Here is a 13,751-nt window from a genome sequence, read left to right as displayed (position 1 = left end):
TCGCGACACCCGGAAGGGGAAATTCCTTCTCGCCGCCCCTGCGTTCCGGGTGGTCCTTGGCGGGTGAATGCGCCGTCAGTGGCCTGCCTCACCTCGGGAAATCGACGTGATCCCGCTGCTCGGCGTCCGCACCATCCCCAAGGGCGCATCCGGCGTCGCGGCGGCCCGCCCTCTTTGGTGAATGGAAATTCACCGGCTAAGGTGAATGAGTATTCACCCGAACCTTCGCCGCATCGCTGCTGGAGTGCCGATGGACCAGCCAGGCCCGATACCCCGCGCCTCCGGAACGGGAGCCCTGCGTGACCGGCTCACGATTCCGGTGCTGGCGTTCGGCGGCATCCTCATGGCCGTCATGCAGACCGTCGTCGTACCGCTCCTGCCCGATCTGCCGCGGCTGACGGGCGCCTCCGCCGGCACGGTCTCCTGGATGGTCACGGCGACGCTGCTGTCCGGCGCCGTGCTCACCCCGGTGCTCGGCCGGGCCGGCGACATGTACGGCAAGCGCAGGGTGCTGATGTCGGCCCTCGTCCTGATGACTTTCGGCTCGGTGATGTGCGCCCTGTCGTCCGACATCGCCGTCCTCATCGCGGCCCGCGCCCTGCAGGGCGCCGCCGCCTCCGTGGTGCCGTTGTCGATCAGCATCCTGCGCGACGAGCTGCCGCCGGAGCGCCGTGGCTCCGCGGTGGCGCTGATGAGCTCCACCGTCGGCATCGGCGCCGCCCTGGGCCTGCCGCTGGCCGCGCTGGTCGTGCAGTACGCCGACTGGCACACCATGTTCTGGCTGACCAGCGCCCTCGGCGCGCTCGGCGTGACGGCGGTGTGGTGGGCGGTGAAGGAGTCGCCCGTGCGGCAGCCCGGTCGCTTCGACGTGCCGGGCGCGCTGGGTCTGGCCGCAGGGCTGGTGTGCCTGCTGCTGGGCGTCTCGCAGGGCGGGCCGTGGGGGTGGGGAAGCGCGCGTGTCGTCGGCCTGTTCCTCGGCGCTGTCGTCGTACTGGCACTGTGGTGGTGGCAGCAGCTGCGCACCGAACTCCCGCTGGTCGACCTGCGGCTGGTGTCCAGGCCGCGCGTGGGCCTGTCGCACGTGGCGGCCCTGCTCACCGGGTTCGCCTTCTACGCCAACTCCCTGGTGACCGCCCAGCTCGTGCAGGCGCCCAAGGCCACCGGGTACGGGCTCGGACTGTCGATCGTGCAGACCGGCCTGTGTCTGCTGCCCGGCGGCGTCACCATGCTGCTGTTCTCACCCGTCTCGGCCCGCATCTCCGCGGCCCGCGGCCCGCGCATCACCCTCGCCCTCGGGGCCGCGGTCATCGCCTGCGGCTACGCGGTGCGCATCGCCGACAGCCGCGACCTCTGGATGATCATCCTGGGTGCGACAGTGGTGTCCACCGGCACCACCCTCGCCTACTCGGCCCTGCCCACCCTGATCCTGCGCGCCGTCCCTGCAGAGCAGACCGCCTCCGCCAACGGCGTCAACGTCCTGATGCGCACCATCGGCCAGGCGGTCTCCAGCGCCGCTGTCGCCGCCGTGCTGGTCCACCACACCAGCCTGGTCGGCTCAGCCCCCGTGCCCACCCTGCACGGCTATCTGCTCGCCTTCGGCATCGCCGGCGCGGTCGCCCTGGCGGCCAGTGCCGCGGCCCTGACCATCCCCGGCGACCCGGCGACGGGCGGGACACCCCGAAGCCGCGGGCGGACCCGGGACCCCCGCGACGGGGCGCTGGAGGGAGCATGAGTCCGTGAGCACTCCCCCCACCACGTCCGCGCCGGCCCGCCGGGACGCCGAGGCGACCAAGACGGCCATCCTCAAGGCGGCCCGCCACCTGCTGGCCCGCCACGCCCACGCCGACATCACACTCAAGGCGGTCGCCGAACGAGCGGGTGTCAGCCCCCCGTTGATCCTGAAGTACTTCGGCAACAAGGACACCCTTTTCGCCCGCGTCATGTCCTTCGAGACCGACGCCGACGCCCTGCTCGACGCACCGCTGGACGAGCTCGGCCGGCACATGGTCCGACATGTGCTGGTCAGCCAGTCGCAGCAGGGCGCCGACCCGCTCCTGCGGATCGTGTTCGCGCCCCTGCACGGCGCACAGGGCGACATCCTGCGTGCCAACTTCCGCACCCAGGTCACCCAACGCCTCACCGAACGCCTCGACGGCCCCGAAGCGGGCCTGCGCGCCGAGCTGGCCGTCGCGAACCTGCTGGGCCTCGGGGTGATGTACGGCATCGCACGCGGCGCCCATGTGCGGGGCGCCGCACTGGAGGAGACGGTGGCCCGTTACGCGCCCGCGGTGCAGGCACACCTCACACCGGGCGAAGGAATGCCGCGGCCGTAGCCACGAACCGGCACGTTGAACGTGCGAGCGTCGAGCGGGCGGCGGCCTCCTGGTTCCTCTGCCGGGCACCGCCGGCGGGGTGAGATCGGTCCGCCTCGTCCCAACGGCCGTACAGGAAAGGCGCGACGGCGTCACAGCTCCGGTGCGGGACCTGGCAGGTGGCGAGGGGCTGCAGGGCGGGCTCTGGCGCCGGGCCCCGTGCAGCACGGCCGTTTTCGCGCCGACTCACCGGTGCCTCGGAAGTCATGATCAGCTGCCGTTGCGCGGACAGGCTCCCGAGCTCGCCCAGGTATGCGGACGCCCGCTTCGGCCCGCTCGGGCGCGTGCGGCAACGGCAGCGCTCAATGCAGCAACCGGTCGAGGAAGCCGTTGCCGAAGACGCGGTGCGGATCGAGTCGGTCCAGGGTTCCGGCCGCCTGCCCCCACGCCGCCTCGCCCAGCGACGCGGGCACCGCCGTGCCCAGCACCTCCTCGTCGCTCCAGGCCGCCTCGTCCGTGTAGGCCCAGCCCTTGGACCACTCGACCCGGGTGAGCGCGTGCTCCCCGTCGAACGTGCGCAGCAGGAACTGTTCGAGCTCGCGCAGAAAGGCCTCCGCGTACGGTGTGCCCGGCAGGGTGAGAACGTCCAGCCACACCGCCGTGTCCCACTCCGGATGCGTGTCGCTCTGCCGCAGTGCCGACAGCAACGGGGCGCGGGCGCCCGCCAGTTCGGCATCGGCCGGGTCGTCGAGGCCGGTCACCCGGATCTCCACCGAACCGTTCACCGGGAAGCGGCCCAGCGCCGCGTACGCCGCGAGCCGCTCCCGGTAGAAGGATGTGAACTCGGCGACCACGCGCTGCACTTGGGTCCGCGTGGTGAGCACGGCGTAGCCGTTCGCGGTCACCCGCAGCGTCGTCGGCTTGATATAGAGCAGAGTGTTCTTCGACGGCCCCCAGATGTCCGCCGACAGCGTCGCCACCAGCCCGAGCGCCGCCACGTCGTACTGCGCGTTGCCCAGCACCGGAGCCAGATACCAGGCCGCGTCCGAGGTCATCCGCCCCACCAGGTCCGCCACCACGGTCGGCACGTTGTCGGAGAACGGGTAGTTGTACGGCGATGTCACATGCCGCGAGGTGAGCGGCCGCGTCGGCGCGACGCTCCACACCTTGAACCAGGGGAACTCGGTGAAGGCGAACCAGATGGCCTCCACGCGGCCCGACGTGTCGAGGTAACTCGCCAGCGTGCGCCCGCCGGAGCCGGGCGCCGCAAAGAGTTCGGCCGCCGGGATGTCCGTACGGCTCACACACCGCAGATTGACGTTCGCGCCCACCCGCAGCACGACCTCCGTCACCAGCGCACGGCCGAGGTGCGTGAGCAGCGCGGCACAGTCCGCCTCGGCGCGGTCGTACGTCCGCAGCACATACGCGCCCGAGCTCTCGTCCCACACGACCGCCGTCAGCGACAGCACCAGATTGCTGAGCGAGCCGTACGTGTGCCCGGGCAGCCGCTGCTCGCCCTGCGCCGGTACGGCGCTGCCGTGCGCGTCGATGGCGAGCGCGCCGCCCAGGGTGAGGTCACCGGGAGCGGGCGCGGCGGTGACCCCCAGGCCGTGCCCCTCCAGATGGGTGAGCAGGGCCTCCATCGTGACGCCGGTGCCGGCGCGCACCGCGCTCGCCGAGTCCAGCGACAGGCCGGTGAGATGACGCGCGGTGTCCACGAGGAGAACGGGGGCGTCCGACGCCGTGCCCTCGGTGATCGTCAGCGGCGACCAGCCGTGCGCGGAACCCCGGGCGCGCACCCTCCAGCCGTGCCGCCAGGCCCAGTTGACGACCTCGGCCACCTGATCCGCGGCGCCCGGAGCACAGGCCCACAGGCCGTCCGCGGTGATCTCACCGACCCAGTTGCGGTACGCCGATCGGTACAGGGCGACATCCGCCGGGAAGTCCGGCAGCTCCTGCGCCGCGACCGCCGGATCGGCCGCGATCAGCACCGGGCCGGCTGCCAGCGCGGCCGCGCCGACCAGGAAGCCGCGACGGCTCAACGACGTCTTCTCCGACGGCCCGGACGGGAAGTTGCTCACTGAACAATCAGTCACGGGTTCACGCTAGGGGGCCGTTGACACGTGCAGGATTCCTGTCCAACAACATCACTCGTCCGAGTGAATGATTCACAGGTGGCTCTTCGGACCCTCCGGTTCCGTGTGCAGGCGTGACGGATGACAGACTGCACCCATGGACGAGCGCACATTCGGTAGGTCGGGTCAGCACGCATCCGTCGTCGGTCTGGGCACATGGCAGCTGGGTGCCGACTGGGGAGACGTCGACGACAAGGAAGCCCTGGCGGTGCTGGAGGCGGCGGCCGAGTCTGGGGTGACCTTCTTCGACACCGCCGACGTGTACGGCGACGGGCGCAGCGAGCAGACCATCGCCGCCTTCCTCAGCGGCAGGCCGGACCTGCATGTGCTGGTCGCCACGAAGATGGGCCGCCGCGTCGAGCAGATCCCCGAGAACTACGTCCTCGACAACTTCCGTGCCTGGAACGACCGTTCACGGCGCAACCTCGGCGTCGACCGCATCGACCTCGTACAACTGCACTGCCCGCCGACGCCCGTGTACTCCACGGACGAGGTGTTCGACGCCCTGGACACCCTGGTCGAGGAGGAGCGCATCGCGGCCTACGGCGTCAGCGTGGAGACCTGCGCGGAGGCGCTGACCGCGATCGCCCGGCCGAACGTGGCGAGCGTGCAGATCATCCTCAACGCCTTCCGTATGAAGCCGCTGCGCGAGGTCCTCCCGGCCGCGCAGGAGGCCGGCGTCGGCATCATCGCCCGTGTCCCGCTCGCCTCCGGTCTGCTGTCGGGCAAGTACACCAAGGACACCGTCTTCCCCGAGAACGACCACCGCACCTACAACCGGCACGGCGAGTCCTTCGACGTCGGCGAGACCTTCTCCGGCGTCGACTACACGACCGGCGTCGAGGCCGCCGCCGAGTTCTCCGCGCTCGCGCCCGAGGGGTACACCCCGGCCCAGCTCGCCCTGCGCTGGATCGTGCAGCAGCCCGGCGTGACCACCGTGATCCCCGGCGCCCGCTCACCCGAGCAGGCCCGCGCCAACGCGGCCGCCGCCAGGCTCCCGCAGCTCACGGACGAGACACTCACCGCGATCCGCGACCTCTACGACCGCCGGATCAAGGACCAGGTGGAAGCCCGCTGGTAGACCGGGGCGACCGGCTCACGGCTCCAGGAGCAGCTGCCACTCCTGCTCCTGGTCGCCGGAGACCGAGCCCTGATCCTGGGCCGTGAAGGCGTGGGTGAGCGTCTCGCGCGCCTGCGCCACCGCCACCGGCGAGCCCTGCACGGTCAGCGTCACCGCCCCGGACAGATGGCCGGCGGGGCCGGCCTCGGACGGCGGCCCTGCCGGCTCGTGCTCGAACCTCGCCGTGTGGACGGTGACCTCGTCGTCGGCGGGAAGGTCCTCCTTCGCCATACCGAAGGTGGGCTCCAGAACCCGCACGACTGCGCGTGCGTCCGCGGCGGTGCCGCCGCTGACAGTGACTGTGAGCTCGGTGCCGGACATGGTCGTCGGACTCCTCGGGTGGTCGTCGTACGCCATGCGCTCCGTGTAACCGCCCGGTGATCGCCCAAACAGGGCCGATTGCGCCCGGCCCGGTCAATCCTGCGCGAAGAGGGAACCCGGGTCAGGGTAGACATCCGGGGCGATCGAGCCGGGAGGAACCTTGCCGGCCACAAACAGCAGAGAAGAACTGAACGAGTGGGGGCGGCACGAGACCGAGGAGGAGAGGGCCGACCGGAAGTGGGGTGAGCTGATCCAGGAGGTCAGGGTCGCCCAGACCGGGGTGCAGATCCTGTTCGGCTTCCTGCTCACCGTCGTCTTCCAGCAGAAGTACGACTCGCTGGAATCCACCGACAAGACCATCTACATCGTGACCGTGGTGCTGGGCGCCGCCGCCACCGGAGCCTTGATCGGGCCCGTCTCCCTGCACCGCCTTGTCGCAGGGCAGCGGGTCAAGCCGCAGGCCGTGGAGTGGGCCTCCCGGATGACCTTCGTCGGTCTGGCACTCCTGCTCGCCACCATGACCTCCTCGCTGCTGCTGATCCTCCGGGTCGCCACCCACAACGGGGCCGTGCCCTGGCTCGTCACAGGCGTGGTCGCGTGGTACGCGCTGTGCTGGTACGCGGTGCCTCTGTGGACCCGGCGCCGCCATACGGAGTGACACCCAGCGCGTCGAGCTGCCGGTCGTGCAGGCGGGAGAGCACCAGCACCGAGACCGTGGCGCCGATCAGCGCGCAGAACATGTCCCACTGCGTGTCCCACACGTCGCCCTGCGTGGCCAGGAAGGCGTCCGCGGAATGCCCGCCGGTCACCGCGGCCAGCCACTCCAGCATCTCGAAGACAGCACTGAAGGCGAGGCACGCGCACACGGTCAGCGGAGCCAGCCAGCGGCTGCCGCGCAGCGGCGAGGTACGGCTGAGCAACTCCCGTACCAGAACCGCCGGCACGAAGCCCTGCATGAGGTGGCCGAAACGGTCGTACGGGTTGCGGGCCAGGCCGAAGGTGTCCCGCACCCAGTCGCCCAGCGGCACCTGTGCGTAGGTGTAGTGGCCGCCCACCGCCAGCACCAGCGCATGGACGGCCAGCAGGCAGCACAACAGGTTCGTCAGCGGGAAGCGGCGCCAGGCCAGAACCACCAGCGGCAACCCGACCAGCGCCCATACCGTCTCCAGGAACCAGGTGGTGCGATCGCGCGCCCCCCAGGCCGAGGCGGCCAGCCCCAGTGCCACGACGACAGCCAGCAGGGCGGGCAGCCGCCGTCGCGGGACGGCGGAGTGCAGGACAGCAGTCATGGGGGCTCCTCCTCGTGGAAGCCCCCATGCTGGCCGAGCGGTTGGACGACGGCATGAGTACGGCTACTCAGCCCCGCCCGGGCCGGGATCCTCAGCCCTTGTCGCCGCGCAGCGCGCTCAGGCACATGACGATGGCCTGCTGGAGCTCCTCCAGGCGCTGGACCATGTCGTCCTCGACGAAGTCCTGCACATCGTCGAAGGTCAGCTCCTCGAACGCCTTCGTCGCCTTCTGCAGGCTGCTGTAGAACTTCGTCCGCCGCTCCTGGACGCGCAGTTCGGGATCGGCCTCCACGGCCTCGGCGACGAGGGACTTCATGGTGTCGTAGGCCTCGCTGGCCCACTCGCCGCTGTCCTCGTCCTCCTCGAGCTCGTCGATGAGCGACAGGTGCCGCTCGGCCTCCTGGCGCAGGTCGACCGGCGCGTCGATGGTCTGCCCCGCGGGCGTTTTGACCTGCCCCGACTCGGCGATCTGACGCACGTAGCCGATCCGGTCGGCGGCCCGGCTCTCGGTGGCGACGGCCTTCTTCAGGTCGTCGGTGCGGACGACGTCCCGCGCCAACTCGGCCTGCAGCTCCGGGTCTTCACGGACGCGGTCGAGCAGCGCCTGGCGTGCCGCCCGGGCGGTGGAGGGGTCGGCGAGGATCGCGGCGCGCAGGGCGGTGGGGTTCTCGGCGACCTCCAGCGCCTTCGTCGGCCGGATGCCCTCCGCCTCGGCGGCCTCCGCGATGGCGGTGCCGCGCTCGGAGGTGGCGCTGTTGCGGGACACGTAGTAGCTCAGCCAGACGTCCGCGTCCGGCAGCTCCACCTCCTGGCCCGGGACCAGCGCCTCGAAGTGCGGGACCATGCCGTCGTCGGCTGCCCGGTCCCAGGCCTTGTAGTAGCGCATGACGCGTTCGGGGGAGCACCCGGCCAGCTCCGCGAACTCCTTCGCGGACACCTTCGGCGTCTCCTCCGCGCCCTGCCCACCGGGCCGTACGCTGCGCGCCACCATCAGGCCGAAGGCCCATCCTCCGGTCCGCGCATACACCCCGAACTCGCGCGCGTCCCGCGCGACGAGGTCGGACAGCGGGACGGGGGACGACTCGGACGGGACGATCGCTAGGGCCACGGACGACTCTCCTGTGCAAAGCTGGTCGGACTGCAGAAGTGCAGACCGGCAGCCTATATGGCCCCATTGGCAAGGCTTTGAACAGGGCGCCGTCCCGGAGGCCTCCCGGTCAGTCGAAGCTGTCGCGCAGGGCCGGCAACAGCGTCTTCTCCGCCCAGTCGAGATACGCCGGCTGCGACTCGCCGCCGATCTGCACGAGGGCGATCTCGCCGAATCCGGCGTCGGCGTAGGGGCGTACGGCTTCGACGAAGTCGTCGGGGTTGTCGCCGCAGGGAATCGACGCGGCGACGTCGTCGGGGGTGACGTACTGGGTCGCCGACTCGAAGGAATCGGGGTGCGGCAGCTCGGAGTTGACCTTCCAGCCGCCGCCGAACCAGCGGAACTGCGCGTGCGCGCGCTTCACCGCCGTGTCCCGGTCGGGGTCGTAGCAGACGGGCAGCTGGCCCACGCGCGGCTTGCCCTCACCGCCGTGCCGGTCGAACGCCGTCAGCAGCCCCGCCTCGGGCTCGGTGGCGATGACCAGGTCGGCGAGTCGGCCCGCGAGGGCGCAGGACTGCTCGCCGGAGACGGCGATGCCGATGGGCGGCGGCTGGTCCGGCAGGTCCCACAGCCGGGCCGACTCCACGTCGAAGTGCGTGCCGCGATGGTTGACATGGCCGCCCTTGAAGAGCGCCCGGATGATCTCCACCGCCTCCTCCAGCATCTCGTGCCGCACGTCGACGGACGGCCATCCGCCGCCCACCACATGCTCGTTGAGGTTCTCGCCGGAGCCCAGCCCCAGCCGGAAGCGGCCTTCGGACAGCAACTGCATCGTGGCCGCCTTCTGCGCCACCACCGCCGGGTGGTAGCGGACGGTCGGACACGTCACATAGGTCATCAGCGGAATGCTCGAGGTCGCCTGAGCCGCAGCGCCCAGCACGCTCCACGCATACGGCGAGTGCCCCTGCGAGCGCAGCCAGGGAAAGTAGTGGTCCGAGGTCACGGAGAAGTCGTAACCGGCGCCCTCGGCCCGCACCAGATGGTCGACGAGGTCACGGGGGCCGGCCTGCTCGGTCATCATCGTGTATCCGATTTGCACCATAAACGTCGAGTCCCCTGGACCGGCGGCGGAAAACAGCCTCTCGATCAACCAGGGTTCACCGGGGAGGATGCCCTCATGAGCGCTCGCCCGCTGCCCGTCGGCAGCCCCGCCGCCCAAGGTGTCGACGCCACCGGCGTCCACGCCTTCCTCGACGCCCTCGAAGCGGCGCCTGACATCGAACCGCACAGCCTGATGATCATGCGGCACGGTCACCTCGTGGCCTCCGGCTGGTGGGCGCCGTACACCTCCGATCGACCGCACCTGCTGTACTCCCTCAGCAAGAGCTTCACGGCGACGGCCGCCGGGATCGCCGCCGGCGAGGGGCTGCTGCGCTTCGACGACCCGGTGATCTCGTACTTTCCCGAGTTCGACGCCGACATCACCGACCCGCGCAGTCGCGCGATGCTGGTGCGGCACGTGGCGTCGATGGCGAGCGGGCACGAGGCGGAGACCCTCGACCGGGCGCTCGCCACCGACCGAGCGGACATGGTGCGCGGCTTCCTGCTGCTCCCGCCCGAGCGGGAGCCGGGGACCGTCTTCGCCTACAACCAGCCCGCGACCTACACCCTTGCCGCGATCGTGCAGCGTGTCACGGGTCAGCCGCTGACCGAGTACCTGCGCCCGCGGCTGCTGGACCCGCTCGGGATGGGCGAGGCGGCCTGGCTGCGCGACCGCGCCGGCCGCGAACTGGGCTTCAGCGGGCTGCACGCCGCCACCGATGCCGTCGCCCGGCTCGGCCAGCTGTATCTGCAGGACGGGGTGTGGGAGGGGCGGCGCCTGCTGCCCGAGGGGTGGGTGGCCGAGGCCACGCGCCCGCACATCGGCAACGGCGACGGTACGGCTGCTGGTGCGCTGTCGGACTGGCAGCAGGGCTACGGCTTGCAGTTCTGGACCTCCCGGCACGGCTACCGCGGCGACGGCGCGTACGGGCAGTTCTGCCTGGTGCTGCCCGAGCACGACGCCGTGATCGCGACGACGGCGGCGACCGAGCAGATGCAGCAGGTGCTCGATCTGGCCTGGCAGCACCTTCTGCCGGCCTTCGGCACCGAACCGCTGCAGGGCCGGGAGCACGAGGACACGGCCCTCGGTGAGCGGCTGACGCGACTCGCGCTGCCCCCGGCCACAGGGAAGCCCGCACCGCCGGAGCGGGCGCAGAACTGGTCCGGCGCCGAATTCACGCCGTACGGCGGAGTCTGCGCGGCCCAGCCGAAGCTGACCGGCGCCCAGGTGACGGTGGGTTCGGACGGCTGGGCCCTGCGCCTCACCGAGGACGGGCACGAGCTCGGCCTGCACGTCGGGGAGGGCGGCTGGACCGTCACCGACGAGCCGCTGCCCACCGCGGTGAGCGGCGGATGGACCGACGAGGACACCCTCGCCGTGGACGTCCTGTTCCTGGAGACACCGCACCGGCTGACCGTGACGTGCTCGCTGCCGGACCGCACCTTCACAGCGCGGTGGCACACCACTCCGCTGCACAGCACCCCACTGCGCGCGCTGTGTGCACCCCGGGCCTCAGCCTGAGGACACCCGGAAGGTCCGCAGGAAGGTGTCCAGCGCCAGCCGGTTCGCGGAGTCGTTCCAGTCGGCGGCCGGAGTCGTCCAGCGCAGCGAGAAGCCACGGCCGCCGCCGAGCAGGAAACCGCGCCCGAAGGTCCGCACCCGTGTGCCGTCGGCCTCGGAGAGCCACTCCATGTCGGCGGCCTTGTGGCCCTGGTACGTCGTGGCCTTGATCTCGCCGATCCGCTGGAAGCCGTCGTCCTTCTCCAGCCGGGGCTGGACGTCGTCGCGCCAGACGGCGACCGGGTCGGAGCCCACGACGGTGCTGTAGGTGACCGCGAGGGTGCGGGGATCGCCGTCCGCGCCGAAGGTCACGCGGGTCGAAAGGTCGGCGACGCGTGAGGTGCGCACCCGTTTCCAGTCCTTGGGGAGGGCCACGGAGAAGCCCTCGGGTGCGGTGTAGCGGTGGAAACCCGGCGGCAGCGCGCCGGCCGACGGGGAGGACGAGGGCGACGGCGCGGATGTCGTCCGCGATGCGGTCGGCGTGGGTGACGCGGACGGGCTGGAGTTCCTGCCGTCGGTGCGGCTGTCCGGCGGCGTGGCGGACGCGGTGGCGGACACCGACGGCTGGGGCGCGGTGTCGGTCGCGGCGGTGCCGGTGCCCGGCAGTTGATCGGTGGCGGCCAGCACGGCGGCCGCCACGGTCACCACGGCCAGCGCGGTGCCGATGGCCATGGTGCGTCTGCTCCAGCTGGGGGCGGCATGGCAGGCGGCGGTGTAGACACCGCGCAGCCGGGGCCGCGCCACGGTGCCCGAGAGCGTGTCGGGGTCCTCGGTCAGGACGCGGGTGAGGGCCTCGCGCACCACCGGGCGGGTCAGCCGCTCCCTGGAGTTCTTGCGGAGCAGCCCCTGCACGGTGGGGGTGAGGGGCCCGGCGTGCACCGGGGTGCGCAGTGGAAGCCGGTCCACGCCCTTCAAGGTGGCCTCGGGCCGGTCCCGGTCCCGGAACGGAGGGCGTCCCTCGACCATCGTGTAGAGGATCGCGCCCAGCGCCCACAGGTCGGCCGCCGGGCCGATACGCTCGTCGCGGGCCTGCTCCGGGGAGGCGTACGACGGCGCGGAGAGCCTCGGTGCCAGGGTCGCGCCGGCCAGGCCGAAGCCGGTGACGACGATCCCACCCCGGTCCTGCACATAGACCTGCCCCGGGCTGAGTTCGCCGTGGGTGATGCCCTCGCCGTGCGCCGCTTCCAGTACATCGAGCAGCTCCAGCCCGATGCGTGCCGCCCGCACATAGTTGAACATGCCCTGCTGGGCGACGAGTTCGCCCAGGGGCGTCCCGTCGATCCATTCGGTCACGGTCCACAGCATGCCGTCCTGCTCCACGGCGTCGACGACCGTCGCGACCGCGCCGGGGCACATCAGCCCCATGGTCTCGGACATGCGGATGATACGGGCGGTCGCCCGGGGCGCGGCCTCGGCGTCCGGGTCGTCAGGGAGGGCGATCTGGGTGAGGAGATAGGCGCGTCCGACGTTGACGTCCTTGCCGTACCAGCAGATGCGGTTCGTCTCCTGGTGGACGACATCGACGAGCCGGTACCTTCCGGCGACCAACTCGTGCGTGAAGACATGCGCCTTGACCATGGTCATCCCTCGTCGAAACCCTGGGTCTCACCTTTCACAAGAGGTACGGGGGCTGCGACGGGATGCGTTCAATGAATCCGCAACTGACTGGCCGGTAAAGTCATTTGGTCATGTGCCGTTGGGTGAATTCGCCGAAGCCACGGAGAGCTGACCGGAATTCAGGAAGGTGGCGACGGAAACTCAGCGCAGTCCGAAGCGTTGCGCCCACCCCATGACGTCGCCGGTCGTCGCGTTGCCCCCGCACACGACGAGTCCGAGCCGTGCGCCCTCACCGACCCGTTCCAGGACCTGCCGGGCCGCGGGCAGCAGACAGCCGGCCGCGGGTTCGGCCCACACCTTGGCATGGTCGGCGAGGTCGAGCGTGCCCTGCACCGCCTCCCGGTCCGGCACCACGAGCACCTCGTGGACCAGCGCGGACACATGGTCGTAGGTCAGCTGCGAGACGGACGGTGCGCTGAGCGTGCTCACGATGGACGACAGGGCGACCGGCACCGGCCCGCCCGCCGCCAGCGCCTGCGACATGGCCTGCGCACCCTCGGTCTCCACACCCCAGATCCGCACCTGTGGCCGCCGGTCCCGCAGCGCCGCCGCGACACCCGAGATCAGTCCTCCGCCCCCGATGCTGACGAGCACGTCGGTGACCTCACCCGCGTCGGCTGCGAACTCGAGCCCGACGGTGCCCTGTCCGGCGACGACCACCGGATCGTCGAAGGGATGGACCAGCGTCAGTCCCTCCTCCTGCAGCCGCTCCATCAGCGCGAACGCCTCGCCCATGTCGTCCGTCAGGCGCACCGACGCTCCCGCGGCCTCGGCGATCTCGACCGCGCGGGCGGGTGCCGAGCGCGGCATGACCACCGTGGCCTTCACATCGAGGGCGGCGGCCATGACCGCGAGGGCGATCCCGTGGTTGCCGCCGCTGACCGCCACGACTCCGGCGGCCCGCTCACCGGCACTCAGCGACAGCAGCTTCGCCGTCGCGCCGCGCGCCTTGAACGAACCGGTGCGCTGCAGCAGTTCCAGCTTGACGGTGACCGGGGCTCCGAGCAGCGCGGCCAGTCCCGGGCTCGGCAGCGTCGGTGTACGCACGACGTGCCCGGCGATGCGCTCGGCCGTTGCTTCGACCTCGGAGATCCCGATCAAGACAGTCACCCTTCCCGGCACGGGGGAGACAAGGGCCCGCACCACTTCGCACCCTGACGCCGGAGGCGGCGTAGGTCAAACGGTTTGGCGTTTCGCGGCGGGCGAGG

12 protein-coding genes are annotated in these 13,751 nt (G+C 71.2%); 5 read left to right on the top strand and 7 right to left on the bottom strand.

What is annotated here, in order from left to right; translation table 11 throughout:
- Positions 1-250: 250 nt before the first annotated feature.
- Together EDD92_RS02665 and EDD92_RS02660 are read left to right on the top strand one after the other, a co-directional pair.
- Positions 251-1,732 carry an MFS transporter gene (locus EDD92_RS02665; RefSeq protein ID WP_123962793.1) on the top strand — a complete coding sequence of 494 codons (1,482 nt, stop codon included), beginning with the start codon at positions 251-253 and terminating at the stop codon, positions 1,730-1,732.
- Positions 1,733-1,736: 4 nt separating this feature from the next.
- A complete protein-coding gene (locus tag EDD92_RS02660) occupies positions 1,737-2,333 on the top strand; it encodes a TetR family transcriptional regulator (RefSeq protein ID WP_123962791.1) in 597 nt (198 codons plus the stop codon).
- A 341-nt stretch (positions 2,334-2,674) separates the two neighbouring features.
- Here the strand turns inward: EDD92_RS02660 and EDD92_RS02650 are convergent, their stop codons facing one another.
- The gene (locus tag EDD92_RS02650) at positions 2,675-4,408 is read right to left on the bottom strand and encodes a cholesterol oxidase substrate-binding domain-containing protein (protein ID WP_123962789.1); all 1,734 of its coding nucleotides are present in this window, start codon (positions 4,406-4,408) and stop codon (positions 2,675-2,677) included.
- Between the two features lie 136 nt (positions 4,409-4,544).
- On the opposite strand from EDD92_RS02650, the gene EDD92_RS02645 reads away from it, so the two are divergent.
- Positions 4,545-5,528: an aldo/keto reductase gene (locus EDD92_RS02645; protein ID WP_123962787.1), complete on the top strand. Its 984-nt coding sequence runs from the start codon at positions 4,545-4,547 to the stop codon at positions 5,526-5,528.
- Positions 5,529-5,543: 15 nt separating this feature from the next.
- Here the strand turns inward: EDD92_RS02645 and EDD92_RS02640 are convergent, their stop codons facing one another.
- Positions 5,544-5,888: a hypothetical protein gene (locus tag EDD92_RS02640; protein ID WP_123962785.1), complete on the bottom strand. Its 345-nt coding sequence runs from the start codon at positions 5,886-5,888 to the stop codon at positions 5,544-5,546.
- A gap of 160 nt (positions 5,889-6,048) precedes the next feature.
- Here EDD92_RS02640 and EDD92_RS02635 point away from each other — a divergent pair, with 160 nt between their 5' ends.
- Positions 6,049-6,546, top strand: coding sequence for a DUF6328 family protein (locus tag EDD92_RS02635; protein WP_185123912.1), 498 nt, complete (start codon positions 6,049-6,051; stop codon positions 6,544-6,546).
- On the opposite strand, the gene EDD92_RS02630 is transcribed toward EDD92_RS02635, so the two are convergent.
- The 3 genes from EDD92_RS02630 to EDD92_RS02620 all read right to left on the bottom strand — a co-directional run bounded on the left by EDD92_RS02630 (position 6,470) and on the right by EDD92_RS02620 (position 9,366).
- Positions 6,470-7,177, bottom strand: coding sequence for a DUF2238 domain-containing protein (locus EDD92_RS02630; protein WP_123962783.1), 708 nt, complete (start codon positions 7,175-7,177; stop codon positions 6,470-6,472). The two genes, EDD92_RS02635 and EDD92_RS02630, sit on opposite strands and share 77 nt — an antisense overlap.
- Positions 7,178-7,268: 91 nt before the next feature.
- Positions 7,269-8,285 (bottom strand): hypothetical protein, encoded by a 1,017-nt coding sequence (locus tag EDD92_RS02625; protein ID WP_123962781.1) that lies wholly within the window; start codon positions 8,283-8,285, stop codon positions 7,269-7,271.
- Positions 8,286-8,394: 109 nt separating this feature from the next.
- The gene (locus EDD92_RS02620) at positions 8,395-9,366 is read right to left on the bottom strand and encodes an LLM class F420-dependent oxidoreductase (RefSeq protein WP_123962779.1); all 972 of its coding nucleotides are present in this window, start codon (positions 9,364-9,366) and stop codon (positions 8,395-8,397) included.
- Between the two features lie 75 nt (positions 9,367-9,441).
- On the opposite strand from EDD92_RS02620, the gene EDD92_RS02615 reads away from it, so the two are divergent.
- Positions 9,442-10,887: a serine hydrolase gene (locus EDD92_RS02615; RefSeq protein ID WP_123962777.1), complete on the top strand. Its 1,446-nt coding sequence runs from the start codon at positions 9,442-9,444 to the stop codon at positions 10,885-10,887.
- On the opposite strand, the gene EDD92_RS02610 is transcribed toward EDD92_RS02615, so the two are convergent.
- The gene (locus EDD92_RS02610; RefSeq protein ID WP_123970239.1) at positions 10,879-12,504 is read right to left on the bottom strand and encodes a serine/threonine-protein kinase; all 1,626 of its coding nucleotides are present in this window, start codon (positions 12,502-12,504) and stop codon (positions 10,879-10,881) included. The two genes, EDD92_RS02615 and EDD92_RS02610, sit on opposite strands and share 9 nt — an antisense overlap.
- Before the next feature lie 180 nt (positions 12,505-12,684).
- Positions 12,685-13,644, bottom strand: coding sequence for a threonine/serine dehydratase (locus EDD92_RS02605; RefSeq protein ID WP_123962775.1), 960 nt, complete (start codon positions 13,642-13,644; stop codon positions 12,685-12,687).
- Positions 13,645-13,751: the final 107 nt, after the last annotated feature.

The organism is Streptomyces sp. TLI_185, from assembly GCF_003814765.1.
In the GTDB taxonomy this organism is placed as follows: Bacteria; Actinomycetota; Actinomycetes; order Streptomycetales; family Streptomycetaceae; genus Streptomyces.
The sequence above is the reverse complement of the archived record's forward strand: the minus strand, read 5'-3'. Positions and strand labels throughout refer to the sequence as shown.

Excerpts from the sequence above, each read along its gene's own strand:
- EDD92_RS02665 (WP_123962793.1), top strand. The coding sequence starts at position 251 with ATGGACCAGCCAGGCCCGATACCCCGCGCCTCCGGAACGGGAGCCCTG.
- EDD92_RS02645 (WP_123962787.1), top strand. The coding sequence starts at position 4,545 with ATGGACGAGCGCACATTCGGTAGGTCGGGTCAGCACGCATCCGTCGTC.
- EDD92_RS02640 (WP_123962785.1), bottom strand. The coding sequence starts at position 5,888 with ATGTCCGGCACCGAGCTCACAGTCACTGTCAGCGGCGGCACCGCCGCG.
- EDD92_RS02630 (WP_123962783.1), bottom strand. The coding sequence starts at position 7,177 with ATGACTGCTGTCCTGCACTCCGCCGTCCCGCGACGGCGGCTGCCCGCC.
- EDD92_RS02620 (WP_123962779.1), bottom strand. The coding sequence starts at position 9,366 with ATGGTGCAAATCGGATACACGATGATGACCGAGCAGGCCGGCCCCCGT.
- EDD92_RS02615 (WP_123962777.1), top strand. The coding sequence starts at position 9,442 with ATGAGCGCTCGCCCGCTGCCCGTCGGCAGCCCCGCCGCCCAAGGTGTC.
- EDD92_RS02610 (WP_123970239.1), bottom strand. The coding sequence starts at position 12,504 with ATGGTCAAGGCGCATGTCTTCACGCACGAGTTGGTCGCCGGAAGGTAC.